Here is a 25852-nt window from a genome sequence, read left to right as displayed (position 1 = left end):
GGGCTTAGCTCACTGCCAATCCGTTCTGACTTCCTTAGGCCGTGGCTGGAACAGCCTGCATTGCGGCCTGCAGCTCGCCTTGCAGCTGGGCGGCGTCAAGGTGACCGCCAATGAGCACCAGCCGTGTAAGGCGGGGCTCGTCGCTACGCCAGGCGCGGTCAAAGTAGGCGTCAAAACGCTGGCCCACGCCCTGCGCCACCAAGCGCATGGCCGCACCGGGCAGCGCGACAAAACCTTTCACTCGGTAGATTTCATGGCGCGTCACCAGGCTGGCCAGCGCGCGCAGCAGTTGCGCGCGGTCGGCCACGTCCAGCCCCACGCAAACCGAATCAAAGGCATCGTGGTTGTGGTCTTCTTCCTCGTCGTGGTGCGTCTTGCGCTGGTCGATCACGTCTTGCACGGCCTGCTCCAGCCCGAGCAAAACTTCTGCTGCTACGCGGCCATGCTGTGCGTGCACCAGCTTCACACCGGCCCGGGTTTTAAGGCGGATAGCGGCTTCTACGCGGGCCAAGTCAGCGGCGTCCATGCCATCGGTCTTGTGCACGATGACCAAGTCGGCCGTGGCCAACTGGTCTTCAAATAGCTCGTGCAAAGGTGAGTCATGGTCCAGGTTCTCGTCGGCGCGTCGCTGAGCGTCAACCGCTACAGGGTCGTCGGCAAAGTCACCGGCGGCCACGGCAGGCGCGTCCACCACAGTAATCACCGCATCCACCGTGAAGGCATTGCGCAGCGCGGGCCACTGAAAGGCCTGCACCAACGGCTTGGGCAGTGCCAGCCCCGAGGTCTCAATCACCAGGTAGTCGATCTGATCCCGGCGTGCAGCCAGTTGCTCCATCACCGGAGCAAACTCTTCCTGCACCGTGCAGCACAGGCAGCCGTTGGCCAGCTCGAACAACTGGCCAGTCTCTTGACCTTCTTCATCGCAGCCAATGCCGCAGCCGCGCAGCAGTTCGCCGTCGATGCCCAGTTCGCCAAACTCGTTAACGATGACGGCAATGCGCCGGCCCTGGGCGTTGGTCAGCAGGTGGCGCAACAGCGTGGTTTTGCCACTGCCCAAAAAGCCGGTCACGATGGTGGCGGGGATTTTGCGGGTTTGCATGGGAGATCCTTTTGAAGTCGAACGCAATGAAAGGGTGAGTCAAGGGGCATTGCACTCAGGCGGGCCATGGCGCTTGGCGCGCCATACCGCTCTTGCGGCAACGCATAGTTGCCAATGGCTTTGCCGACGTCGTCGCACTCGGCAGGGGCCGGGTTGGGTCTGGCACGTCTAGGGTGCTCAGACGCTCAGGCACCGCGACCTGTCGGTGCCAGGGGTATGCGTTATCAGGCCGCGCTGTAAAGGCGTTTGTCCACAGCCACACTGCCCCGCAAGCGATGCATCATCTTGGCCAGGGCCAACACACCCAGGTCAATCAGCGGTTCAGCCAGCACGATGGTCATGTAAGCCGCACCAAAACTGGCCGCGCTGGCCAGGTTCTCGGCACCCACACCTTGGCCATACAGCGCCCAAAAGCCGACCCACACCACAATGCCACCCTGGTAAGCCACCGACAGTTTGAACGCCTGGGCGTAGCTGATGTCGACATACGCGGTGCTCTTGGGGATGATCTTTCCAGCCAGCGCGGCGGTGGCAAACAGCGGCACCAGCAGCGTGGTGACATTCATGCCGTACTGCGGCAAGTCGAGGGGCGCGAAAAACAGACCCTGAACCAACAGCCCAACGGCCAGACCAATGGCTGCAGGCGCGACACCAAAGATCAGCAACAAAGTGGTGCCAAGAATCAGATGCACCTCGGAAACACCCACGGGCTGGTGCGGCAGCACTTCAAAAAAGCAGAACACCAAGGCAGTGGCCATGGCGGATCGCAGCAGCAAGGCTATCAGGCCATCACCTTGAACGGTGTCCACGGACAACTTGGCGGCATAACCGAGCGCTCCCGCAGCGCTCGCGTAACTGAGGAAAATCTTGGTGCCTTCTACAAGGCCAGGTTCGATATGCATGGTGTCACTCCTGAAAAATAGAGGTTTGAGAAACAGATCAAACGGAAAAAAAAATTGGGGTCGCAGCGGTTGTGCACCTCCTGACGCAGGCGCAGCAACACTTGCCATGTCGACCCGAAAGGACGAGCGCAAGTGTGCGAATTCATCAACGCGAGCGGCACCATGAAGCGGGCTGACCTGAGCGGTCAGCGCGACGGCGCGACGGCGCGGTCAACCCGCATGCTGATCCCGCAATGCCGTGGCAGTGCGGGACCAGCGCGCAAGAGAGAAGTCATGGGGCAAAGGACAAGAAAAGCGCGCACCAAAGCCAATGGCCTGGAGAAGCCGCGCGCAAAAGAGGTGCGATGAGTCATAAGAGGATGAACCGGCAAACAACTCTCACTGACGTCCCCGACAGTGCTTGAGCATCACGGTTGCATGCAAGCATGCAGCCACCTTGTTGGCCGGTATCCGGGCTGGTGGATGCAACCTCCATCGCCTTCCCAAGTGTCTATACAGAACACTCAGTGGCCTTGATGGGAGCTAAATCTAGAAGATTCGTCCACTTACCGTTGCGGGGGCAGCGCAGGTTAGGTTGGCTGTTGTCAGCGAGACCCTCCTGCTTCCCGTTGAACTGCGCCGTGTGAACCACGCCGCGAGCACCAACGGCGTGATTCTAATGGCAGATTTAGGCCGATTGAGACACTCATGCGTTCAATCGGGAGTTGTCAAAGCCGCCTTGGAGCATGACGCAATGCTATTTATTAGATAGCTATTAGCGCTTTTAAATTAAGGGCTAGAGCACTAAAACATCAACTTCTTCGTCCGCCAGGGGCTCCAGCACACGCAGCTGCTGCGCCAGCACGGCCAGCGTGGCCTCAGACGCATCCTGTGCGCCAGCTTGGCGCGCCAGAATGCGCTCGCGCAGTTGCTCCGGCGTGGCCTGCGGTGCCAGGATGGCAAAGTCAGCGCTCAGCTCTGCAGCCAAGGCCGCAAACGCATCGCGGTCGCCACGCTGCAAAAAGGCGGCATCGACCAGCACCGACCAGCCCGCGCCCAGTAACTGCCGCGCCTGCTGTTGCAGATGGGTATAGGTCTGACTGTGCGCCTGCGGCCCGTAGATACCGCTCGCCAAACCGGAACCGCTGTTTGCCAGCGGTTCCAAGCCGAACAACCGCTTGCGCTGCACATCAGAGCGCAGGCGGATGGTGGGTGCCCGTGTGTCGCTTTGCAGCAGACCATTGCTGGCCCAGGTTTTGCCGCTGCCTGTCAGCCCGTGGGTGATGCTGAGTTGCAGCCGCTGCGGCGCGGCTAAACATTCTGCCAGGCTGATGGCGGCCAAGACCTCAGCATCGTCAGCATCGTCAGCATCGTCAGCATCGTCAGCATCGTCAGCATCGTCAGCATCGTCAGCAGTATCAGCAGCGTCGGCATGCGTCTGCTGGCTGCGGATGGCCGCCACCTTGGCGCGCACCAGGCAACGGTAGACCGCATAAAAACGCAGCAGCGCAGCAGCCTCATAGTCACCGCTGTGGCTCCAGACTTCGTTGACAAACCAGTTGGCCAAACCGTTGCGGCCATGCGCCAGCAGGTCGGCGTAGGTGAAAGCGATGTCGCTGGTGACATCAATCCAGCGCAATTCGGGGCTGAACTCAAGGCAGTCAAACATCCGCACCTGGCCATTCAGCAGCACCAGATTGGCCAGGTGCAGGTCGCCGTGGCACTCACGCACCCAGCCACTGTGCTGGCGGGTTTGCATGAGGCTGGCCAGTTGCTCTGCCTGCTTCTCAGTCCAGCGCTGCAGCGCCAGCAAGCGCGTCTGCACTTTTGCGCCGGAACACAGGCGCAGTAAATCGGTGAAATTGTCCTGCGCTTGGGTGGTCACCAGCTCGGCGCAGCCATAAGGTGACCCGGGCGGTGCCACCGCGGCAGACTGGTGAAAAGCCACCAGCGTCTGCGCCAGGCCGCTCAAGTGTGCGGGCACCAGCTCACCTTGCTCGCAAACATGGTCTAGCCGCGCAGCCTCGTCAAAGCGGCGCATTTTCACAGCCCACTCCAGCGGCTCGCCCGAACCACCGAATTGCGGGCCTGCGGGCCCGGCGGTGATGGGCACGACGTCCAGATAAATGTCAGGCGCAAAGCGCTGGTTAAGCCACAACTCGTCACAGCACAAAGCGTGGCGCAGCGCCAGCGTGCTGAAGTCCAGAAAAGGCAGCTTCAGCGGCTTCTTGATCTTGTGGGCAAAGTCACCAGCCAGCAACACCCATGAGATGTGGGTTTGCACCAAGCTCACTTGCGCCACGCTATGGGCGTAAGCCTGTGGCGAGAGCAGCGCGGCGATCAGGTCAGGCAAGTCTTCTTTCATAGAGCCCATCATGCCAGACCGGTCGCCACACTACGACTGCCCGCAACCACGCCAAATCAGGCCAAGTTACGCCAAGTCACGCAATGTCAAGTCATGTCAAACCCCAGCGTTTGGCGACGTGTCCTTGGCCGCGCGGTGGGCTGCGACAATGCCGCACCTTTTGACTAACACTTCTCCCAACAATATGTTTCAATCCACGCACCTTACGGGGCGAATTTGGAAGAGGTTACCCCTCTCCCAAATGAATTCTGTCCCCCTGAAGGGGGAGGTTTCAAACCAGGATCAGTTTTTGATGAAAACTGCTATTCGCCGCACAGCTTTTGTCGCCCTGCTCAGCACCTTCTCCGCGGCCTGGGCCGCTGATGCCACACTGGACGCGGCGGCCAAAGAGCCTGGCGCCGTCGTCACCGCCACCGGTCTGGTCTACCGCTCGCTTACCGAGGGAACCGGCGCCAGCCCCAAAGCAGCCGATGTGGTCAAGGTCAATTACCGTGGCACCTTCCCGGACGGGCGCGAATTTGACAGCTCGTACAAGCGCAACCAAGCCATCGAATTCCCGCTGGGCAACGTGATCCCTTGCTGGACCGAGGGCGTGCAGCGCATGAAAGTGGGCGGCAAAGCCAAGCTGACTTGCCCCGGCAAGATTGCCTACGGCGCACGCGGTATGGGCGGCGCGATTGCGCCCAATGCGACGCTGCTGTTTGAGGTGGAGTTGCTGGGCATCAACGGCAAGTAAACCTGCGGCTGCTGCCCCTGACCCTGCCGAAAAAGCTGGCAGCCAACGTGGCGCAGAAACGCACCATTGCGTAAAACGCCTCAAAGCGCGAGCTACCAAAACGCCGGCGACTCACACCAGCAGCGGCACTTCCTGCATGGCTTCGATCTGCTCGTGCAGCATCTGCACCTGGCCGGTCCAGTAATCACTCGACCCAAACCACGGGAAGTTGATGGCAAAAATCGGGTCGCTCCAGCGCCGCGCCAGCCAGGCGCTGTAATGGATCAGGCGCAAGGTGCGCAGCGGCTCAATCAGCGCCAGCTCACGCCGGTCAAACCGGCGAAATTGTTCGTAACCATCCACCAGCGCCCCCAATTGCCGGGTGCGCTGCTGGCGGTCGCCGCTGAGCAGCATCCACAGGTCTTGCACTGCCGGGCCCATGCGTGCGTCGTCCAGGTCCACAAAGTGCGGCCCCGGCAAGCTGCTGGCAGGCGCTTCCAGCGGGGTCCACAAGATGTTGCCCGGATGGCAGTCGCCATGCAGGCGCAGGCTGCGCAAGGCGTCTGTGGGCTGCTCGTCGTCCGTCTCATCATCTCGCGCCAAAGGTTTTAAGCCTTTTAGCCCTGTAGCCCTCATGCATAAAGCGCTGGTAGCTATCAAATCAAGTGCAACTGCAGAGGCCTTTTCCCAGGCAGATTGCACGTCCAACGGCACTTTGTCGTGCGCTAGCAGCCATTCGCGCGAGTCGATACCAAAGGTTTGTACATCCAGCGCCGGGCGCACGGCAAACGGTTTGCCCTCGCCCACGGTGTGGATGCGCGCCAGAAAGCGGCCCACCCATTCCAGCACGTCGGGGTCGTCGAGCTCAGGCGCGCGGCCGCCCCGGCTGGGGCTGACGCTGAAGGCAAAGCCGCCAAAGTGGTGCAGCGTTTGACCCTGCACCAGCAGCGGCCCCACCATCGGAATTTCGGCGGCCATCAGCTCTGCCGCAAAGGCGTGCTCTTCCAGAATCTGCACCTCGCTCCAGCGGCCAGGGCGGTAAAACTTGGCCACCACCACGCTGCTGTCCTCCAGGTGCAACTGGTAGACGCGGTTTTCATAAGAGCTAAGGGCCATCTGGCGGCCATCGCCATACAAGCCGATGCTGGCTAGCGCGTCCTGCACCACGTCGGGCGTCAGGGCCTGATAGGGGTGGCCAGCGGCGGTGCTGACTGGCATGGAGAGGGGTGGGAGATGCGTTTTCACGCCTGCATCATGCCCGAAAGCGGCACCGCTGCGCCAGCTTTGGGGTCAGCCTCTAAACCCACAGTTGCTTTTGCGATAACCTGAACCCACGGCCATTCCTCTGACGCTAAAACCAGACTCAGTATGTGCCGGGAGATATTTCATGTTTGACTACCTCATCATCGGCGCCGGCTCTGCGGGTTGTGTGCTGGCCGCGCGCCTGACCGAAGACCCCAACATCACCGTGGCACTGCTGGAGGCCGGGCCACCCGACAGCAGCGTGCTGATCCACTGCCCGGCGGGCCTGGCGGTGCTGGCCAAGTTCAGCCTGGCCGGCTGGGGCCTGAACACCACCCCGCAACCCGGCTTGAACGGGCGCAGCGGCTACCAGCCGCGCGGCAAGGTGCTGGGCGGCTCCAGTTCGATCAACGCCATGTGTTACATCCGTGGCCAGCAGCAGGATTACGACCATTGGGCGGCGCTGGGCAACCCCGGCTGGGCTTGGAATGATGTGCTGCCGTATTTCAAGAAGTCCGAGCACAACGAGCGCGGCGCGGACGACCTGCATGGCAGCGGTGGTCCGCTGAACGTGGCCGATCTGCACAGCCCCAACCCCTTTGGCTTGCGTTTTGTGCAAGCCGGTGCGCAGGCGGGTCACACCATCAACCCGGATTTCAACGGTGCGCAGCAAGAAGGCGTCGGCCTGTACCAGGTGACCCACAAAAACGGTGAGCGCTGCAGCGCCGCCAAGGCCTACTTGACGCCGATGCTGTCACGCCCAAACCTGAAAGTGTTTACCGGCGCGCACACCACGCGCATCTTGCTGAAGAAAAGACGCGCTGTGGGCGTGGAGTTTGAGCACGAAGGCCAGCTCAAACAGCTCAATTGCCTGCGCGAGGTGCTGTTGTGCGCCGGGGCCATTGAGTCGCCCCACCTGCTGATGCTCTCGGGCATTGGCCCGCACGCGCATCTGGTCGAAAACGGCATTGCCACCCTGCACGACCTGCCCGGTGTCGGCCAGAACCTGCATGACCACCCCGACGTGGTGCAGGTGGTCCATGTGCCGGCCAATACCGAGCTGTTTGGCCTGTCGGTGGCGGGTGGCATCAACACGCTCAAAGGGGCGGTGCAATGGCGTCAGCACCGCACCGGCATGCTCACCACTAACTTTGCCGAGGCCGGGGGCTTCATCAAAAGCCAGCCAGATGAGGCCACGCCAGACCTGCAATTGCACTTTGTGATTGGCAAGCTCATCAACCACGGCCGCACCCTTACCCGGGGGCATGGTTTTTCTTGCCACGTCTGCCTGCTGCGCCCGCGCAGCCGGGGCAGCGTCAAGCTGGCCAGCAAAGACCCGAAAGTGCTGCCGCTGGTCGACCCGAACTTCTTGAGCGACCGCGACGACGTGGACCGCATGGTGCGCGGCTTCAAACTGATGCGCCAGATCCTGCAGCAGCCCGCGCTGGCCAAATTTGGCGGGCGTGAGCTGCCCGCCACCGCTGGTGCGCAGACCGACGAGCAGATCGAGCAAGTGATCCGCAACTACGCCGACACCATTTACCACCCGGTGGGCACCTGCCGCATGGGCCCGGGCGAGCTTGACGTGGTCGATGCCCAACTGCGCGTGCATGGCCTGCAGGGCTTGCGGGTGGTGGATGCGTCCATCATGCCTAACGTGGTCAGCGGCAACACCAATGCGCCGGTGATGATGATTGCCGAGAAAGTCGCGGACCTGATCAAGGCGGATCAGGCTCTGTCGATTTAAGACAAATAGGCCTCTAGCCCTTTTGTAATAAGCGCCAGAAGCTACGTTATATATAGCATCCGATGCGCCGCTGTGCGGCGGCTGCGGGTTTGGACTGATAACGGTCAGCCGCTAACATCACCCCACCGCCACACCTTGCCTGATAAGACCATGATTCATTGGGACGCCCACATGTGCTTGGCGCTGCATCCGCAGGCCAGTTTTGCACCGATAGACCAACTGCGCGCCTGCGGGCTGAACCATGTATCGATCAACGTCGGCATGGACATGAACCCGGTGGCGCAGATCATGGCGGTGATGGCCGGTTACCGCGCCACCATCGCCGCGCACCCGGATAAATATGTGCAGGTCAATTCCGTCGCCGACATTTACCGTGCCAAAGCTGGCGGGCAGATCAGCATAGCTTTTGACCTGGAAGGCGCCCTGCCGCTGCTGGAGCGACCCGACATGGTGGCGCTGTACGCCCAGTTGGGTGTGCGCCAAATCCACTTCGCCTACAACCGCAACAACCCCGTGGCCGACGGCTGCCACGACGTGGTGCGCGGCCTAACCCCTTTGGGGCGGCGCATGGTGGCAGCGGTGAACGCCGCCGGGCTGCTGATGGACTGCTCGCACACCGGGCGCGCCTGCACTCTGGAAATCATGGCCGAATCAAGTCAGCCAGTGATCTTCAGCCACGCCAACCCACTAACGCTGGTGGAACATGGCCGCAACATCACCGACGAACAGATACGCACCTGCGCGGCCACTGGCGGCGTGGTGTGTATCTCGGGCGTGTCAGGCTTTCTGGGGGTGGCGCAACCAACTGCCGCCGACGTGGCGCGGCATGTAGCCTATGTGGCTGACCTGGTGGGCGTTGAGCATGTCGGCATCGGTCTGGATAACGGGTTTTTGCAGCCCGAGCTGGACGACACGCCGCCCGGCGACTTTGATGCGGGCTACTGGTGGCCGCCCTCCGCTGGCTATGGCAACGCCATTGCCGACATGCGCTATGCGCCCATTGACACCTGGCAGCAGTTGCCGCAGGCCCTGCAGGCCGTGGGCCTGAGCGCCGAAGAGACAGACAGCGTGCTGGGCGGAAATATGTTGCGTGTAGCCACCAAGGTATGGCACGGCCAACCCGCCTGATGCCATATAAATGGGTCAAACTCAGCAATAAAGTTGCCAGGATTTGCTAGCGTGTTATGGGGGAAAAGAGTGTCGAAAAACTTCCGTAGGAGCCTGTATGTCACTGGAATGGTGTGAACAATTAAGTGTCGGCAATGACCTGATTGATGTCGATCACAAACACCTGATCGGTCTGGTCAACCGTGCCGAGCAAAGCCTGAAATCCCGCAACAGGGTCGACCTAGACAGTGTGCTGCAAGATCTGGCGAGCTACGCCAGGATCCATTTCGCGCGAGAGGAGCTGGTGGCCAAAGCGGCTGGTTTTCCCGATTCCGACAAGATGCATATCTCCCATGAAGCCCTGCTGGTCAAGTACGCGCAGGTCAAGGAGGAACTCGACAGCAACGGCCAGCACCATCATCCCTGCAGGCACTGCCCCACCAGCGCGGTCCAGACCGATCGAAACGCCCAACACCAGCCGCACATCGGATCGTAAACATGCAGCAGCTCAGCGCGCATGGCGCTCACCCCTGAAACCGCTTGCGGGTGAGCGCCAGCGCTAGCCAAAAACCGCCCACCGTATAGGTCGTCAGAACCAGCAGGGGCCGTAGCCAATCGGTAGGCCACTGGTCCATGAACATCGGTCGCACCAGCGCCACGGCGTTGGTCAATGGCAGCCATTGCGAGATGGCGCGCACCAAGGGCGGCAGTTGCTCCAGCGGAAAGAAGATACCGCTCAGGAACATCATGGGGGTGAGAAACAACGTGAAGTAGTAGGTGAAAAAGTCATACCCTTTGGCCAGTGCATTGAAGATCAGCGCCAAACAACTAAAGGTGATGCCCACGCCCAGCAGCACCGGCCAGGCGATTAGCAGCTTGGGGCTGTAGCTGATACCCAAAGCCAGCATCACGCCCAGAATCGCCGTCACCGTGAAGATCGCCTTGAAGGCGGCCCACAGCATTTCGGCCAGCACAATACTGTCCAAGTTGATCGGCGCGTTCATGATGCCGTCCCAGGTTTTCTGCACATGCATGCGGCTGAACGCAGAGTACAGCGCCTCAAAACTCGCCGCGTTCATCGCGCTCATGCAAATGCTGCCGCTGGCGAGGAACAGGATGTAGGGCACCTCAATACCGTCCACCTTGATTTTGCCGACCAGCGCGCCCATGCCGTAGCCAAAGGCCAGCAGCCACATTAGCGGCTCGGCAATGTTGCCGACCAGGCTGGGAATGGCCAGCTTGCGCCAAACCAGCAGGTTGCGCAAAAACACCGGCCACCAGCGCATGGACAACTCCGGCGCCCGCCAGACCGACAGAACTTGATAGCCTTTTTGGCCTGTAGCCCCTTGATCTTCAGAGGTAGTAGCTATGGTTTGCATAGTATTAGCCTTCTTCCCGAATCTGCCGACCGGTGAGTTTAAGGAACAAGTCTTCCAGGTTGGCGGGCCGGTGCAGCGTGCGCAGGTCGGGGTACGCGTCCAGCGCATCCAACATTGGCTGGGCGGCGGCGGTGTAAAAAAATACCGTCTCACCACTGATCTCGATGCGCGCGGCCAGCGCCGCCAGGGGCGAATCCACCAGCGCCAGTGCGCCGCGGCCATAAACCTCCACCACATCAGACTCCAGATGCTGGCGAATCAGGTCGCGCGGGCGACCCTCGGCAATTTTCTTGCCATGGTCCAGCACCAGCAGGCGACTGCACAGGCGCTCGGCCTCGTCCATAAAGTGTGTTGTCAGCAAAATCGACTTGCCCTGCTGCAGCAACTGTTGCAGGCGCTCCCACATCAGGTGGCGCGCTTGCGGGTCCAGCCCGGTGGTGGGTTCGTCCAGCAGCAGCAGGCGCGGGTTGTTGACCAGTGCGCGCGCCAGGCTCAAGCGCCGCTTCATGCCGCCCGACAGCTCCCCTGGTTTGGCCTTGGCCTTGGCGGTCAGAGAAGCGAATTCAAGCAGACTCGGCACGCGCTCGCGGATCTGCGCGTCTTTCATGCCAAAGTAGCGGCCATACACCAACAGGTTTTCCGCGCAACTGAAGTCGGGGTCGAGCGTATCGATCTGGCTGACCACGCCAAGCTGCGCCTTGATGGCCAGTGCATCGCGCGGCATTTGCAGGCCAAACGCGGTGACCGTGCCCGCATCGGGCACGGTCAGGCCCAGGCACATGCGGATGGTGGTGGTTTTGCCCGCGCCGTTGGGGCCAATCACGCCCAGGCATTCGCCGGGGGCAATCTCGAAAGACATGTCGTTCACCACGGTGGCGTCGCCATAGCGTTTGACCAAGCCGTGGACGGAAAAAATGGGGTCGCTCATGGGTCAAATTGTGACCGAGCTGGCAGTTGCCTGAAATAAACTCGTTCTTTTAACCCAAACACCGGTCGCCCCCGGCAAACCACCATGACCACTCTTGGCACGCCCCTGTCCCCCAACGCCACCAAAGTCATGTTGCTGGGTAGTGGCGAGTTGGGCAAGGAGGTCATCATTGCCCTGCAGCGCCTGGGCGTGGAAACCTTTGCGGTAGACCGCTACGAACACGCGCCCGGCCAGCAGGTAGCGCACCACAGCCGCACCATCACCATGACCGACCCGGCCATGCTGCGCGAACAGATTGAGTACGACCAGCCGCACCTGGTGGTGCCCGAGATTGAGGCCATTGCCACGCCGATGCTTGAGGTGCTGGAAGCCACCGGCGTGGTGCGCGTGGTGCCCACCGCGCGCGCCGCCCGCCTGACCATGGACCGCGAAGGTATCCGCCGCCTAGCCGCAGAAACCCTGCGCCTGCCCACCAGCCCCTACCAGTTTTGCGACTCGCTGGCCGAGTTGCAGGCGGCGATTGAGGGCGCGAATAACCAGCCCGGCATTGGCTACCCCTGCATCGTCAAACCGGTGATGAGCAGCTCTGGCAAAGGTCAAAGCAAGCTCAACGCCCCGGCTGACGTGGCCCGCGCCTGGGAGCATGCTATGGCAGGCGGGCGGGTCAGCCATGGCCGCGTCATCGTGGAAGGCTTCATTGACTTTGACTACGAGATCACCCTGCTGACCGTGCGCGCACGCGGTGCAGACGGCGCCATCGAGACCCACTTTTGTGAACCCGTGGGCCACCTTCAGGTCAACGGCGACTATGTGGAAAGCTGGCAACCGCACCCGATGGGCCCCCAAGCGTTGGAAAAAGCACGCCAGATTGCCAAAGCGGTGACCGATGACCTGGGCATGACGCTAGACGGCCAGCCAGGTGGGTTGGGGGTGTTTGGCGTGGAACTGTTTGTGAAGGACGACCAAGTCTGGTTCAGCGAAGTCTCGCCGCGCCCGCACGACACCGGTTTGGTGACGCTGGTCACCCAGCATCAAAGCGAGTTCGAACTGCATGCCCGCGCCATTTTGGGCCTGCCGGTGAACACCACCCTGCGCAGCCCCGGCGCCAGCGCGGTGATTTACGGCGGCGTGGACGCGGTAGGTGTCGTGTTTGACGGCGTGGCGCAGGCCCTGAGCGTGCCCAACACCGACCTGCGCCTGTTTGGCAAGCCCGAGAGCTTTGCCAAACGCCGCATGGGCGTGGCGCTGGCATTTGATGCCGATGTGGCGGTGGCGCGCAGCAATGCCAAGCTGGCGGCGTCTTTGGTCAAGCCTCGGGCGGCCTAACCATCGCTATTACTTTAATAGCTATTAGCGCAATACGCACAAGGGCTAGACACCAATTTCTTACTGAAACGCCACCTCGGCAAAGCTGCGCAGTTTGCGGCTGTGGAGCTGGTCTACACCTTGCGCGCGAAGCAGTTCCAGCGCCCGCATGCCGATGCGCAGATGTTGGTCCACCCGCTCGCGGTAGAAATGATTCGCCATGCCGGGCAGCTTGATCTCGCCGTGCAGCGGCTTGTCGCTCACACACAGCAGCGTGCCGTAGGGCACCCGGAAACGAAAACCGTTGGCGGCAATGGTGGCGGACTCCATGTCCAGCGCCACCGCGCGGCTCTGGCTGAAGCGGCGCTGCGGGCCGTTGTCGGGCAGCAGCTCCCAGTTGCGGTTGTCGGTAGAGGCCACGGTACCGGTGCGCATGATGCTTTTAAGCGCCGCACCTTTGAGCCGGGTGACCTCGGACACGGCGGATTCCAGCGCCACCTGAATTTCGGCCAGTGCGGGGATCGGCACCCACAGCGGCAGTTCTTCGTCAAGCACATGGTCCTCGCGCACATAGCCATGCGCCAGTACGTAGTCGCCGAGTTGCTGGGTGGTGCGCAAACCGGCGCAGTGGCCCAGCATGATCCAGGCGTGCGGGCGAAGCACGGCGATGTGGTCGGTGATGGTCTTGGCATTCGCCGGGCCCACGCCAATGTTGACCATGCTGATGCCGCTGCCGTCCGCACGTTTGAGGTGGTAGGCGGGCATTTGCGGCAGGCGCGGCGGCGGCGTGCCACTCACCAGAGAGGCAGCATCGGACAGATCGGGGGGCGACCCTGGTGCTGCGATGCGCCGGGTGATCACATTGCCCGGCTCCACAAATCCGATGTATTCACTCGCTGCATCTGCCATGGCGGCATGGCCCAGCGCGATGAATTCGTCGATGTAGAACTGGTAATTGGTAAACAGCAAGAAGTTTTGAAAATGTTCCGGGCCGGTGCCGGTGTAGTGGCGCAGGCGCTGCAGCGAGTAGTCCACGCGCGGCGCGGTGAACAGAGACAGCGGCTGCGCCTCGCCACGATGCGGCACATGCGTGCCGTTGGCAATGCCGTCGTCCATGGCGGCCAGGTCGGGCAGGTCGAACACGTCGCGCATGCGGGCGCGGCGCTCTGCCGTGAGGCTGCCTTCAACGTGCTCGTTGTCGGCAAACGAGAAATGCACCGGGATCGGCTGGGTGCTGGTGCCCACCTCCAGTTCGACCTGGTGATTTTCCAGCAGCAACCCAAATTGGTCACGGTAGTACTTGGCGTACAGGTCCGGGCGGGTCAGGGTGGTCTCGAACCGGCCCGCACCCGATACAAAACCGTAACTCAGCCGCGTGACATCTCCTGAGCCCTGGCGCGCCATGGTGTCGGTCTGCACGCGAACAAACGGGTAGCAGGCGCGCACATGGCCCGGCAGTTCCTCACCCGCCACATAACGCTGCATGGCTTGGCGCAGATGATGGATGCTGTTGTCATAAATCAGGTGGGCCTGGGCCAGCGCAGCTATCGGGTCGGTAAAGCGCAGGGGGGCAATGAATTCGGGCAGGTAAGGCATGCGACAGGGGCTCCGGGGCTGTGGAATTTTTACAAAAGAAATTATCTATTGTCATTTGTAAGAATTGCGACGAGCTTAATGAATAGGATGTATCACCCCAGTCCACGGAACTGCGTCACGGGGTCAACGAACCATCTTATCAATCAACAGGGTCAACAGCATGGCAGAACAAAAATTGGGAAATCCGGCAGTGGTCGGACTGGGCGGGTTTGGCTTGGCCACCATGGTCTTGCAGTTTCACAACGTGGGCTGGATGGGCTTGGGGCCGGTGATCTGGATCGGGCTGATCTTTGGCGGCTTTGCGCAGATGATGGCCGGTCTGCAGGAAATGAAAAGCGGCAACAACTTTGGCTACTGCGCTTTCACCGGCTACGGTTGCTTCTGGATCGCGCTGGTGCTGATGTTTTTGGGCAACCACTTCAACATCTACACCTCCAGCACCACCGACGTGGGCTGGTTCCTAGTCGGCTGGACCATGTTCACCGCCATCCTGTGGGTGGGCGCCATGCGCATCAGCAACGCGCTGGCCATTACTTTCACACTGCTGCTGATCGGCTTTATCCTGCTGGACTTGGCGCACTTTGGCTACCCCGGCCTGACGGTGGTCGCTGGCTATGAGCTGATGGTGACAGCAGCTAGCGCTTGGTACATCATGGCGCACATTGTGTTTGCCGATGTGTTTGGTCGCGACGTGCTGCCGGTGGGCAAGCCCTGGTTTTGAGCCTAAACGAATACCTTTTAAAAGATTGGGAGACATGAACATGCGATTCCTCCAAAGTTGCGCCCTGGCGTTAGTAGTCTCAACGGGTAGCGGGCTGGCCAGCGCCGCTGACGAAGCGGCCACATCTCAGGAGGTGGTCACCAAAGTGTGGTCGGCCACCAAATTTCTGCAAGACAAAGGCGTGTCGGGGTTTGCCTCGCTCAACAGCAAGGACGGCATTTGGGTCTGGAAGGACAGTTATGTGTTCGCCTTTGACTGCCGCCTAGACAAAATGGTGGCGCACCCGATGCGCCCGGACTTGGTGGGCCGCTCCATCATGCAGATCACTGACAACAACGGCAAATTCATCTTCAAAGAGCTGTGCAAGGCCGGTGCTCAGCCGCGCGGTGGCTGGGTCGATTACGTCTGGACCAAGCCGGGTGATGGCAAAGCCTCGCGCAAGCTGAGCTACGCGGTGACGGCAGACATTGCTTTTTCTACCGGCATCCACGTGGCAGCAGGCGTCTATGACGACAAGCTGACGGTGCCCGAACTCGTCAAACTGACCGAGCAGCTGGCCGACCCGGCTAAATACCCCTCGCACTGAGACCTGGGCCTGCCACGCCGGTGCAGGCCGAGCGTGGGAGCTGCTGGGCCAACACAACAGCAGCGCAAAAACTGCCATACTGCGGGCCGTTTTGCCGATGCCCTGAACACCCATGCTGAAATTTACCTGCTGCAACCAAGTCCGTCAGTTTTCCGAAGCCGAGCAGGCCCAAGTGCTGCGCGGCATCCAGCGCGGCTATGAGCGCGAATGCCTGCGGGTTGACCGCAGCGGCCAGATGGCGCACTCTTCCCACCCCAGCGCGCTGGGCGCCAAGCTGACGCACCCGTGGATCACCACCGATTACGCTGAGGCCTTGCTGGAATTCATCACGCCGCCCTCCACCGACCCGGCCTACCCGCTGGCGTTTCTGCAAGACATTCACCGCTTCAGCGCACAACAGCTCAGCGGCGAGTTTCTGTGGGCGGGATCCATGCCTTGCCGCATTGGCCCGGACGCCGACATCGCCATTGCCAACTACGGCAGCTCCAACGCCGCGCGCTTCAAGCAGGTCTACCGCGAGGGCCTGGGCCTGCGTTATGGCCGTGCCATGCAGACCATTGCCGGCGCACACTACAACTGGTCGCTGCCCGACGCCTTCTGGCCCCTACTGCACGACTGCTGCAACAGCCAGGAAAACCTGCCCGATTTCATCAACCGCCGCTACTTTGGGCTGATTCGCAACTTTTTACGTTACGGCTGGCTGGTGCCCTACCTGTTTGGTGCGTCACCGGCGGTGTGCAAGTCTTTTCTGCAAGACCATCCCTCTGATCTGACCGAACTGGCGCCAGGCACGCTGCACGGGCCTTTTGCCACCAGCTTGCGCATGAGCGACCTGGGCTACCAAAATCATGCGCAGGACAAGCTGGCCATCAGTTTCAATACGCTGGCCGACTACGCGCAAGGCCTGGAGGCGGCCATCCGCACGCCAGACCCCTACTACGCCGAAATGGGCGTGCGTGAGGGCGACACCTGGAAGCAGTTGAGCGACTGCCTGCTGCAGCTTGAAGCCGAGTTTTACGCCCCAATGCGCCCCAAACGCGTGGGCCTGGGTGGCGAGCGCCCGGCGCTGGCGCTCAAAACCTACGGCGTACAGTATGTCGAGATGCGGCTGTTTGACCTGAACCCCTTCGTCGACATTGGTATCACCCCCGAGCAGAGCCTGTTTGCCGATGCGCTGCTGCTGATGTGCCTGTTTCGCGACAGCCCACCCATCACCAGCCGCGAACAGGGCGAAAACGACGAGAACAAACACCGCGTCGTCACACGCGGGCGCCAGCCTGATTTGCAGTTGCTGGTGCACAACCGCGAGCAACCCTTGCGCGCGCTGGCCCACGAGCTGTTTGACGACATGGCACCGTTTGCGGCGATGCTCGATACCGCTTACGGCGGCCAGCGTTGCCACCAGGCGCTGCTGACCCTGCGACAGCGCATTGACCAACCAGAGCTGACGCCGTCAGCCCAGGTGATCGAGGCCGTCAAGCAACACGGCGGCTATTTCAACTTTGCCTTCGAGATGTCCAAAACCCACACCCAGAGCCTGCAGGCAGTGGCGCTCACTGAGGCGACAAACGCCACATTCAAAGCCAGTGTGCAACGTTCGCTTGAAGAACAGGCCAAGATTGACGCCACGCCAGAAGGTCTGTTTGAAGACTTTGTGGCGGCGTATTACGCTTGAACCGGGTTCTAAAATCTTTGATTTATTTCAAAATTCAAGGAGTTGATTCATGATCGCATCGCGTTTTTTTCAAAAACCACCCTGGCGCCAGCCCTGCTGATCACATTCGGTGCAGCCTCTGTGGCTGCCACCCTCCCGGCTGGCGTTCAACTGGCAGCCAAGCAAGAAATGTTGCGCAACAACGGCTCTGAGCCCGACACCTTGGGCCCCGCGCGCGCAGAGAGCGTGCCCGCCAACAACGTCATCTGCGAACTGTTCGGGGGCCTCACGGCATCCGATAGCACCGGCAAAATCGTCTCTGGCGTAGCCGAAAGCTGGAAGCAGACAGACGCCACCACCTGGGTCTTCAAGCTGCGCCAAAACGCGAAATGGTCTCAAGGCGACGCTGTCAGCGCTGACGACTTTGTGTATGCCTTGCGGCGCTTTGTCGACCCCAAAACCGCTTCGGAATATGCGTCGAGTTTTGGTGTTTTCCTGGTCAACGGCAAAGAGATCGCGGCAGGCAAAATGCCGCCGAGCGAACTCGGCGTGAAGGCCCTGGACAAAACCACGCTGGAAAAATTTGGCAAGGACTGAACCAAGCCGGGCAACATCGTCGGCAACGCTGCGTTCACCCTTTCAACCTGGGACCTCAACAGCAAGATCGTGCTGGCTAAAAGCCCGACCGACTGGGACACGAAAAATGTGCAGCCGACAAAGTTCACCTACCTGTCAGTGGAAGACGGCAATGCAGACGTCAAGCTGTATGAATCGGGCGAAAACGACTTTGTTGCCCAGTTGCGACCTGGCACCTGCAAAAAATACCAAACGCAGTTCCCCAAAGAAATTCGCAACTCGCCCATGCTGGGGCTGCGTTATTACTCTTTCCTCAACACCGATCCGGTGCTGAAAGACATCCGGGTGCGCAAGGCACTGTCAATGGCGATTGACCGCGTCATTCTGGCCCAGCGCGTGACCGCAGACGGACAAGCCCCCGCCTACGGCGTCACAGTCACAGGGGTGGCCGGCGCAGACCCCACCCGCTACGACTGGGCCAGATGGCCCATGGACAAGCGTGTGGCTGAAGCCAAGAAGCTGCTAGCCGAAGCCGGTGTGAGCGCGGGCACCAAGCTCAAGTTCGCTGACAACACCAACGACGACCACAAGAAAATGGCCATCTTTATGGCCTCCGAGTGCAAGAGCAAGCTCGGCATTGAGGTTGAGCTTGAAGCCATGGAATTCAAGGTGCTGATCAAAAAGCGCAATGACGGCGATTACCAGATTGCCCGCAACGCCTGGGTGGCAGACTACAACGATGCCACCACCTTTCTAGCGCTGGTGCAGTGTGACTCAGACCAAAACGCGCAAAAATCCTGCAAACGCAAGGCTGACGCGCTGATCGAGCAAGGCAACCAAAGCATGGACCCGCCCACACGCAAGGCACTGCTGACGCAAGCTGCCAAACTGATCATGGACGACTACCCGATGCTGCCACTGCTGCAGTACACCGTGCCGCGCCTGGTCAAATCCTATGTTGGCGGCTACAGCAACACCAACAGTATGGACCGCTATCGCGGCAAAGACTTCCTGATCATCAAGCACTGAAACACGCTTGACATCTCTTTGCCACCGCCAGCATGACACCCTTGCTGGCGGCGGTGGTCTGGCCAAGGCGTGTCACAAGCACCGCGACGGCTTTTTGTTTTTTGGAGACTGGTTGATGTGGACCCATACCCTGCAGCGCCTGCTCGCGGCAATTCCGACCCTGCTGGCGGTCATCACCGTCTGCTATCTGCTGCTGCACCTGACCCCCGGCGGGCCGTTTGCCTCGGAGCGCAAACTCTCCAAGGCGGTGCTGGCCAATTTGCAAGCCAAATACCACCTTGACGAACCCTTGTGAAAACAGTATCTGCGCTACCTCAACAGCCTGCTGCACGGCGATCTGGGGGCCTCATTCCGTTACGAAACAAGCGCGCGCTGTACGCCGACCCGCGCCACCCCTACACCCAGGCTTTGCTGTCGGCCATTCCGATTCCCAACCCTGAGCTGGAGCGCGGTAAGGTGGTGCAGTTGCTGCAAGGCGATTTGCCCTCACCGATGAACCCACCCTCGGGTTGTGTGTTTCGCACCCGCTGCCCCAAGGCGCAAGCCGAGTGCGCCCAGACGGTGCCAGAGTTGCACGCCAGCGGTGCGGGTTTGCAAGTGGCTTGTCTTTTCGCTTGATTTATGAGCCAAATAGGGCTCTAGCTGTTATGGAACAAGCGCCAGTAGCTATTAATTTGATACTAACCGTGTGACCAGTTCAGGACCGCAACTGAGCCAACACGGCCAGCACCGGTTGCAACACACTGGCACCCAGCCGCTTGGCGCGTTCACCGTTCCAACCCACTTGCAAGTCGGGCAAATCGGCGTTGTCCTTGAACGGCATCTCGATGGTGAACGCCAGGCAGTCAAACAGTTGACCGATCCAGTTGGTGGCCAGCGTCATGTTGGCTTCTTCACGGCCCCCACGCGGGTAACCGTGGGTGGTCTGGAAGTCCGGGCTGGCGGCGAGCCAGGCCGTCTTAAACGCTTCTTCCAGCGCTTGCCGACGCGGGCCCCAGCCGGGTGTGCCCTCGGTGCCGACGACAAAGTTGTAGGGCATGCCCTCGTCGCCATGCGCGTCCAGGCTCAGGTCCACACCCACTTCCAGCATCTTCTGGCGTACGGCATACACCTCGGGAGAGGTTTCCTGGCTGGGCGCGGCCCACTCGCGGTTCAGGTTGGCCCCGGCAGCATTGGTGCGCAGGTTGCCGCGCACGGCGCCGTCGGGGTTCATGTTGGGCACCACGTAGAACACACATTGGTCGAGCAGGACGCGTGCCACCGGGTCCGATTCGTCGAGCAGGCGCTCCAGAAAACCCTCCACAAACCACTCGGCCATGGTTTCACCGGGGTGCTGGCGGGCGATGAGCCAGACCTTCTTTTTCTGCGCCTGCGGCGTGGTGGATGCAGCGTCTGTGATCTGCAGCAGCGTCACATCGCGGCCGTCAAGCGTGCTGCCCAGGCGCTCCAGCGTGACGTGTTCCGACGCGCCAGCCGAGCCAATCAGGTCCAGATGGCGCTCATGCGAATAAGGCTCGAAATAGGCCAGATAAACACGGTTGCTGGCTGGCGTAAAGGCCACGCTCATGACTTCGCCATCAAAGTCGGTGTCAAGGCGAAACCAGTTCTGGTGATCTTCGCTGCACGCCACACGGTAACCCGCCCAGCCCTTGGGGTAGGCGCTTTGCCCGGCGTTCATGAAGTTCAGTCGCACCGGCTGCCCTGCAGCACCGTGCAGGCAGAAGTAAAACCACTGCGCAAAGTCACTGGCGTTGTCGCGGCGAATGTTGAGCTGGATGTCTTGCGGGTCAGCAACGCTGACAACGTCGATGGCACCGGCGTCAAAGGTGCTGGAGATATGGATGGGATTCATGCAGGGCCTCAAATCTGTCCATTCTAAAAGTCGGGCAGTTCAAGCTGCGCACGCTGCTGTAGACGCTGCACCAGAGCAGCGGCGTTGGCTGCCAGCGGCAGTGTCAGCACATGGGTCAACGGCTTGGCGTGGGTTAAAAGGCAAATAGGGCTCTAGCCCTTTCATAGCAAGCGCAAAACACTATTTATTTCGTAGCAAATCAATCACTCCACCACCTTCACCAGCTGCCCCAGCTTGGGCTCACCACCGCTGTAATAGCCGTTGATCAGGCGCAGTTGCTGCTCGGCACTGGGCAACGGCGAGGGGCGGGCCAGCTCAGTAAAGCCGCCGCGCGGGTAAGCCACCGTCTTGATCGTCCAGGGTTTTGCTGCTGCGCGCTCAGCCGCACTCAAGGGCCTGAAACTGCCTTGCGCCTGGGCCAATGCGCCACCAGCAGAGCGCAGCACCCCAGCATTTCTCGCCACCGGCCTAAGGACGTAAATGGTATTTTTGGGGCCACTGACCAAGGTCACATCCAGCGACTGGCTCTGGCCCTGGGCGGTAGCGCGGCTACCCACAAAACGTGTCGCCTGCAAGCCATTCAGGTTCAGACGCTGGGTGTTGCCCTGGCTGGGTTTGAGCAGGCTGCGAATCACCTCGTCATGCGTATTGCCCGCCCTGGCTGGGGCCACTTGCACCAGCAGCGCAGCATCACCCGCCCTACTGAACAGGGCCAACTGCTCGGCATCGTTTTGAATTTGCCAGCCTGACGGGGCGGTCAGCGCGATGCCCAAGCCGGGGTGATAGAAATTCTGGCCACGCACCAGCCCCTGCTCGGCGCTGTCGCCAAAGGTCAGGCCACGCAGCACTTGCTGGTAGCGCTCACGCCCTTCGTCGCTGTAACTGCCCTGGTACTGCGCCGCCAACTGGTTGATCTGCTGCAGGCGGGCGTCGTTGCTGGGGTGAGAGGAAAGCCAGCTGCTGCCCGCAGGTGCGGCCCGGCCAGCGGCGCGCGCCTGATCCACGGCAAAACGCTCCTGGTCTCTCAAAGCGCCAATCACCCGGACCATGTTGCGCGGGTTGTAGGCGTTGCGCGCCAGGTATTCGGCACCCAAGCCGTCGGCTTGTAGCTCCTGCTCGCGGCCGTAAGACGCGATGTAACCCGCCGCGGCGGTTTGCGATGCCTGGCTGGCCAGTTGCCCGGCACCGCTCATGCCCTGGCTTTCCAGGACTGCACCCAAAAGCGTGGCCGCCAGCACACCCAGGCCCGCGTCCTGCTGGCGGGTGGCGCGCTGGGCGCCGTGGCGGGCGGTGACGTGGCCAATCTCATGGCCGATGACCCCGGCCAGCTCGGCCTCGCTCTGCAGGTAAGCCATGATGCCGCGGGTGACATAGACGTAGCCGCCGGGCAATGCAAAGGCGTTGATCTCCGGGCTGTCGAGCACCGTGAAGTGCCATTGCAGGTGGTCGCGGTGCGAGAGTTTGGCCAGGCGCTGACCCAGGTTGGTAACGTAGGCCTGCACTTTGGCATCTTTCACCACGCCATATTCCTGCAGCACCTGCTGATGCGCCTTGGCGCCCTCGGCCACCTCGTCTTGCTCGCTCATCACCGAGCGCTCGGTTTGGCCAGTGACCGGGTTGAGCACGGGGCTGCCGCAGCCTGTCAGCAGGGCGACGGCGAACATCAGGGGAAGCAGGGTTTTGCGCATGGTGGTCATCTTCTTTAGTAAATGACTTGCATTTTGCACACCTTGGCTTTTCGATGGCCTTGGCTTCGGCTTTGGGAGGTATCACCCCTAAGGCGGTCGTTGATCGGCAACTGAATAGTTCCGCTCGTTGGGTGCGACCCGCCAGGCAGGGCCTTGGGGCAGCTTCCTCATATTGGAGTACCAGAAATCGTCAGCCACCCCAAGGCCCTGCCTCGCTGGCGTTTATGGCGCATCGCATGATTGTGGTTGGCGTACCGAATTGGCTAACACCAAGTCCACATTTCCCCAAAACCGTCCGCCTGCCAACGCTGTCGGCGTGGCAGCGCGAGCAATTAACCTGCGCGCAAAAAAACCTTGGTGACGACGGCAATAGCTGCAACGCACAAAACAGCGTCAGAGGAGGTCAGTAACGATAATCCCCCCATGACCCACACCGACCCCAACCTGTTCAACACCCTGCCCCTGAACCCGGCCACGCTGGACAACCTGACGCAGCTTGGCTACCTGAGCATGACCCCGATCCAGGCTGCCAGCCTGCCTGCCGCGCTGGCGGGCATTGACCTGATTGCCCAGGCGCAAACCGGCAGTGGCAAAACCGCCGCCTTTGGCTTGGCCCTGCTGGAGCGACTGAACCCACGCCGCTTTGCCGTGCAGGCGCTGGTTTTGTGCCCGACGCGCGAGCTGGCCGACCAGGTCACGGTAGAAATCCGCCGCCTGGCGCGCGCCATGGACAACATCAAGGTGGTGACGCTGTGCGGTGGTGTGGCGCTGCGCGGCCAGCGCGCCAGTCTGGAAAACGGCGCGCACATCATCGTCGGCACGCCTGGGCGTGTGATGGACCACCTGGAGCGCGGCTACCTGAACCTGCAAGCGCTGAACACGCTGGTGCTCGATGAGGCTGACCGCATGCTCGACATGGGCTTTTTCGACGATATTGCCACGGTAACGAAACAGTGCCCGCCAGAGCGCCAAACCCTGCTGTTTTCGGCCACCTACCCGCAAGGCATCGACAAACTGGCCAAACAGTTCATGCGCGCGCCTGAACGCATCACCGTGGCACCACCCGAAACAGCGAGCCTGATCGAGCAGCGTTTTTATGAAGTGACCCGCCCGACGCGCTTTGAGGTGGTGGCCCTTTTGCTGAACCACTTCCGCCCGGTCAGCACGCTGGCGTTTTGCAACACCAAGCAGCAGTGCAAAGATCTGGTGACGTATTTGCAGCAGCAAGGCTTTAACGCCCTGGCGCTGTACGGCGAGCTGGAGCAACGCGAGCGCGACCAGGTGCTGGCGCAGTTTGCCAACCGCAGCACCTCCATTCTGGTGGCGACCGACGTGGCTTCGCGTGGCATCGATATCAAGGAACTCGAAGCCGTGATCAACGTCGACATCACCCCCGACCCCGAGGTGCATGTGCACCGCATTGGCCGCACCGGCCGCGCCGGTGAGACCGGGCTGGCCCTGAGCCTGGCAGCCATGTACGAGATGGGCGCGGTCGGCAAGATTGAGCAGTACCAGAAGCAGCCGTCCGTCTGGTACAAGGTGGACGCGCTCACCCCCACCGGCAAAGGCCCACTGCTGCCGCCGATGGTGACGCTGCAAATTCTGGGTGGTCGCAAAGAAAAAATCCGCCCCGGCGACGTGCTGGGCGCCCTCACCGCCGACGCCGGTTACAGCCGCGAGCAGATCGGCAAGATCAACGTGACCGAGTTCACCACCTTCTGTGCCGTCAACCGCGACATTGCGCTGCAAGCCATGCAAAAACTCAACGCGGGCAAGGTCAAGGGCAAAAGTGTGAAGGTGCGGTTGCTTTAAAGAGGCAGCACTCAAGCTGGCTCAGGACGCCCCCGCCAGGCAGGCCCTCTGCGCGTGATGGGATCACAAACCGTTTCTTGGCCTGATCGCCAGCGCCACAATCGTCACACCGGCGGCAACCATCAGCGCGTCTTCGATCAAACCGCTGCGTGTCTGACCCATACGCGCTATGGCGCGTTTACGGCCGACCAGAGTCAGGTAGGCAAGAGGTACTGCGGTTGCAACCGCGGTTATAGCGCCGGCCGACTCGCGACCGCGGGGAGCCAATGCGGCGCCGGCAATACCTGCGCTCATGACACGCGCCAACATTCCCAAAAGCACAGTGCGGTCAGGCGCGGTTTTCATCTTGTCGCCGAACAATTCACCAATGCCCATGGCCAAGGCGCCAACCCTAACCAAAGGGAGATTCAGCAAAACAAGTCGCCCCGGCGTGTGCTGATCCAGAAGCCGCGGCGCCGCAATAGTGGCCATTGGCGTCATGGATCGTGCACTGGCAACCGCACCGATCAGGGCAGAGAAAAGAAGTCCGCGAACTTTCATGTTTTATCCCCTAAGAAATACCGAGCGAAGCATCTTGCTTGATCCTGCTTCCTGCGACCAGGGGCAAAGCACTCGATCCCCTGTAGGACGCAACCGACCGTCAGTGTGTCGAATTTATGGTCGTTTCATTGATACGCCAAAAATCAGATGTCGGCTTGTTCTTTTGGCTCAGAGGTGGCAACCTATCCATCAGCCCATCAATGTTTGCTTTTGCCAATCCAATAACCGGTATCGAGGAAGAACGCGACCGGCATTTAGCTGCCAGAAGTCACTCACGGGAATGAGGGGTTTCCCATTGCCAACACGGTCAACGTCCGTCAATTCCCTTTTGAATATCGTCTGCTGGCGCTGTTGGAAAACTGTGTTGCGTGCATACAAGCGCCCAGTTGGCTCCAGACAGAGCATTGCCAAACTGGCATCTCGCAGGCCGTTCGCACGCCTTCAGAGCTGGCTTATGGCTCGTGGGGAACTGACCTGGTCATTGAGCGCCAAGGTGATGAGTTGCGTATCCGACCGGCCCAGCGGCGCAGGGACGATATGCTGGGCAAATTGGCCAAGTTCTCCCCAGACTTCATGGCAGAGGGCCGTGGCCAAAGCATTGAAAGTGAGCGCAAGGCACTATGTTTCAATCCACGCCCCTTACGGGGCGAATTTGGAAGAGGTTACCCCTCTCCCAAATGAATTCTATCCCCCTGAAGGGGGAGGTTTCAAACCAGGATCAGTTTTTGATGAAACCGAAGTCCATGCTTGACACCCATATAGGCATCTACCTGATGAAGCACCAGCCGCCCGAGGCCCGTGCACGGTTTGACGCGTGCTTTGTCGGCGCCGTCGTGATCTCAGCCATGACCTTGGCTGAACTCGAATTCGGCATTGCCTGCTGAGGTGACCCAGCCGCCAACCAGGCTGTACTGGGGAGGCTGTCGAAAACTGGGTTAACAGCCACTGACATGCATCACGACCAGCCGTCGGCCCACACACTGCCGAAGTTGGCAACCATCACCGATCGTGAAAAGTTACATACAAAATC

22 protein-coding genes, 2 pseudogenes and 1 riboswitch are annotated in these 25852 nt (G+C 60.9%); of the genes and pseudogenes, 14 read left to right on the top strand and 10 right to left on the bottom strand.

Annotated elements, in window-relative coordinates:
* Positions 1–34: 34 nt before the first annotated feature.
* Together cobW and BLL52_RS06795 are read right to left on the bottom strand one after the other, a co-directional pair.
* Positions 35–1099 (bottom strand): cobalamin biosynthesis protein CobW, encoded by a 1065-nt coding sequence (gene cobW, locus BLL52_RS06800; protein ID WP_075585954.1) that lies wholly within the window; start codon positions 1097–1099, stop codon positions 35–37.
* Between the two features lie 224 nt (positions 1100–1323).
* On the bottom strand, positions 1324–2001 hold the full coding sequence (locus BLL52_RS06795) for an energy-coupling factor ABC transporter permease (protein WP_075585980.1): 678 nt from the start codon (positions 1999–2001) through the stop codon (positions 1324–1326).
* Positions 2002–2163: 162 nt separating this feature from the next.
* On the opposite strand from BLL52_RS06795, the gene BLL52_RS06790 reads away from it, so the two are divergent.
* Positions 2164–2349, top strand: coding sequence for a hypothetical protein (locus tag BLL52_RS06790; RefSeq protein WP_139313328.1), 186 nt, complete (start codon positions 2164–2166; stop codon positions 2347–2349).
* A gap of 76 nt (positions 2350–2425) precedes the next feature.
* Positions 2426–2662: riboswitch (cobalamin riboswitch) on the bottom strand.
* Positions 2663–2776: 114 nt separating this feature from the next.
* Here the strand turns inward: BLL52_RS06790 and BLL52_RS06785 are convergent.
* Entirely contained in the window at positions 2777–4345 is a 1569-nt protein-coding gene (locus BLL52_RS06785) for a bifunctional aminoglycoside phosphotransferase/ATP-binding protein (protein ID WP_075585979.1), read from the bottom strand.
* A gap of 292 nt (positions 4346–4637) precedes the next feature.
* Here BLL52_RS06785 and BLL52_RS06780 point away from each other — a divergent pair, with 292 nt between their 5' ends.
* On the top strand, positions 4638–5081 hold the full coding sequence (locus tag BLL52_RS06780) for an FKBP-type peptidyl-prolyl cis-trans isomerase (protein WP_083633828.1): 444 nt from the start codon (positions 4638–4640) through the stop codon (positions 5079–5081).
* A 111-nt stretch (positions 5082–5192) separates the two neighbouring features.
* Here BLL52_RS06780 and BLL52_RS06775 read toward each other — a convergent pair whose 3' ends face one another.
* On the bottom strand, positions 5193–6278 hold the full coding sequence (locus BLL52_RS06775) for a serine/threonine protein kinase (protein WP_075585952.1): 1086 nt from the start codon (positions 6276–6278) through the stop codon (positions 5193–5195).
* 169 nt (positions 6279–6447) lie between these two features.
* On the opposite strand from BLL52_RS06775, the gene BLL52_RS06770 reads away from it, so the two are divergent.
* From BLL52_RS06770 to BLL52_RS06760, 3 genes are all read left to right on the top strand, one after another.
* Entirely contained in the window at positions 6448–8049 is a 1602-nt protein-coding gene (locus tag BLL52_RS06770; RefSeq protein ID WP_075585951.1) for a GMC family oxidoreductase, read from the top strand.
* Between the two features lie 135 nt (positions 8050–8184).
* A complete protein-coding gene (locus BLL52_RS06765) occupies positions 8185–9177 on the top strand; it encodes a dipeptidase (protein ID WP_241839054.1) in 993 nt (330 codons plus the stop codon).
* Positions 9178–9274: 97 nt separating this feature from the next.
* On the top strand, positions 9275–9652 hold the full coding sequence (locus BLL52_RS06760; protein ID WP_075585949.1) for a bacteriohemerythrin: 378 nt from the start codon (positions 9275–9277) through the stop codon (positions 9650–9652).
* Positions 9653–9680: 28 nt separating this feature from the next.
* Here BLL52_RS06760 and BLL52_RS06755 read toward each other — a convergent pair whose 3' ends face one another.
* Together BLL52_RS06755 and BLL52_RS06750 are read right to left on the bottom strand one after the other, a co-directional pair.
* Positions 9681–10442, bottom strand: a complete 762-nt coding sequence (locus BLL52_RS06755) for an ABC transporter permease (protein ID WP_241839059.1) — start codon at positions 10440–10442, stop codon at positions 9681–9683.
* Positions 10443–10539: 97 nt separating this feature from the next.
* A complete protein-coding gene (locus BLL52_RS06750) occupies positions 10540–11463 on the bottom strand; it encodes an ATP-binding cassette domain-containing protein (RefSeq protein ID WP_075585948.1) in 924 nt (307 codons plus the stop codon).
* An 84-nt stretch (positions 11464–11547) separates the two neighbouring features.
* Here BLL52_RS06750 and purT point away from each other — a divergent pair, with 84 nt between their 5' ends.
* Complete coding sequence (gene purT / locus BLL52_RS06745) at positions 11548–12789, top strand: formate-dependent phosphoribosylglycinamide formyltransferase (protein ID WP_075585947.1); 1242 nt, start codon at positions 11548–11550, stop codon at positions 12787–12789.
* A 60-nt stretch (positions 12790–12849) separates the two neighbouring features.
* On the opposite strand, the gene BLL52_RS06740 is transcribed toward purT, so the two are convergent.
* Complete coding sequence (locus BLL52_RS06740) at positions 12850–14364, bottom strand: AMP nucleosidase (protein ID WP_075585946.1); 1515 nt, start codon at positions 14362–14364, stop codon at positions 12850–12852.
* A 160-nt stretch (positions 14365–14524) separates the two neighbouring features.
* Here BLL52_RS06740 and BLL52_RS06735 point away from each other — a divergent pair, with 160 nt between their 5' ends.
* From BLL52_RS06735 to BLL52_RS06710, 6 genes and pseudogenes are all read left to right on the top strand, one after another.
* Positions 14525–15085 carry an acetate uptake transporter gene (locus BLL52_RS06735; protein ID WP_075585945.1) on the top strand — a complete coding sequence of 187 codons (561 nt, stop codon included), beginning with the start codon at positions 14525–14527 and terminating at the stop codon, positions 15083–15085.
* A gap of 40 nt (positions 15086–15125) precedes the next feature.
* Complete coding sequence (locus BLL52_RS06730; RefSeq protein ID WP_198930607.1) at positions 15126–15671, top strand: cache domain-containing protein; 546 nt, start codon at positions 15126–15128, stop codon at positions 15669–15671.
* Between the two features lie 112 nt (positions 15672–15783).
* Positions 15784–17346 carry a glutamate--cysteine ligase gene (gene gshA, locus BLL52_RS06725; RefSeq protein ID WP_075585943.1) on the top strand — a complete coding sequence of 521 codons (1563 nt, stop codon included), beginning with the start codon at positions 15784–15786 and terminating at the stop codon, positions 17344–17346.
* Between the two features lie 168 nt (positions 17347–17514).
* Positions 17515–18930, top strand: a pseudogene (locus BLL52_RS06720) (peptide ABC transporter substrate-binding protein).
* 115 nt (positions 18931–19045) lie between these two features.
* A pseudogene (gene oppB / locus BLL52_RS20310) lies at positions 19046–19288 on the top strand (oligopeptide transporter permease); the annotation flags it as partial.
* Positions 19279–19548 (top strand): oligopeptide/dipeptide ABC transporter ATP-binding protein, encoded by a 270-nt coding sequence (locus tag BLL52_RS06710; protein ID WP_420852621.1) that lies wholly within the window; start codon positions 19279–19281, stop codon positions 19546–19548. The pseudogene oppB and the gene BLL52_RS06710, both read left to right, overlap by 10 nt.
* A 79-nt stretch (positions 19549–19627) precedes the next feature.
* Here the strand turns inward: BLL52_RS06710 and BLL52_RS06705 are convergent, their stop codons facing one another.
* A complete protein-coding gene (locus BLL52_RS06705; RefSeq protein ID WP_075585942.1) occupies positions 19628–20782 on the bottom strand; it encodes a M14 family metallopeptidase in 1155 nt (384 codons plus the stop codon).
* Between the two features lie 203 nt (positions 20783–20985).
* On the bottom strand, positions 20986–22470 hold the full coding sequence (locus tag BLL52_RS06700) for a M48 family metalloprotease (RefSeq protein WP_075585976.1): 1485 nt from the start codon (positions 22468–22470) through the stop codon (positions 20986–20988).
* Positions 22471–22893: 423 nt separating this feature from the next.
* Between BLL52_RS06700 and dbpA the strand changes: the two genes are divergently transcribed.
* On the top strand, positions 22894–24282 hold the full coding sequence (dbpA, locus tag BLL52_RS06695; protein WP_075585941.1) for an ATP-dependent RNA helicase DbpA: 1389 nt from the start codon (positions 22894–22896) through the stop codon (positions 24280–24282).
* A gap of 63 nt (positions 24283–24345) precedes the next feature.
* Here dbpA and BLL52_RS06690 read toward each other — a convergent pair whose 3' ends face one another.
* Complete coding sequence (locus BLL52_RS06690; protein WP_075585940.1) at positions 24346–24822, bottom strand: hypothetical protein; 477 nt, start codon at positions 24820–24822, stop codon at positions 24346–24348.
* 728 nt (positions 24823–25550) lie between these two features.
* Here BLL52_RS06690 and BLL52_RS06680 point away from each other — a divergent pair.
* The gene (locus BLL52_RS06680) at positions 25551–25706 is read left to right on the top strand and encodes a PIN domain-containing protein (protein ID WP_320060517.1); all 156 of its coding nucleotides are present in this window, start codon (positions 25551–25553) and stop codon (positions 25704–25706) included.
* Positions 25707–25852: the final 146 nt, after the last annotated feature.

The organism is Rhodoferax antarcticus ANT.BR (genome assembly GCF_001938565.1).
GTDB lineage: Bacteria > Pseudomonadota > Gammaproteobacteria > Burkholderiales > Burkholderiaceae_C > Rhodoferax > Rhodoferax antarcticus.
This window is presented reverse-complemented; position numbering and strand designations above follow the sequence as displayed.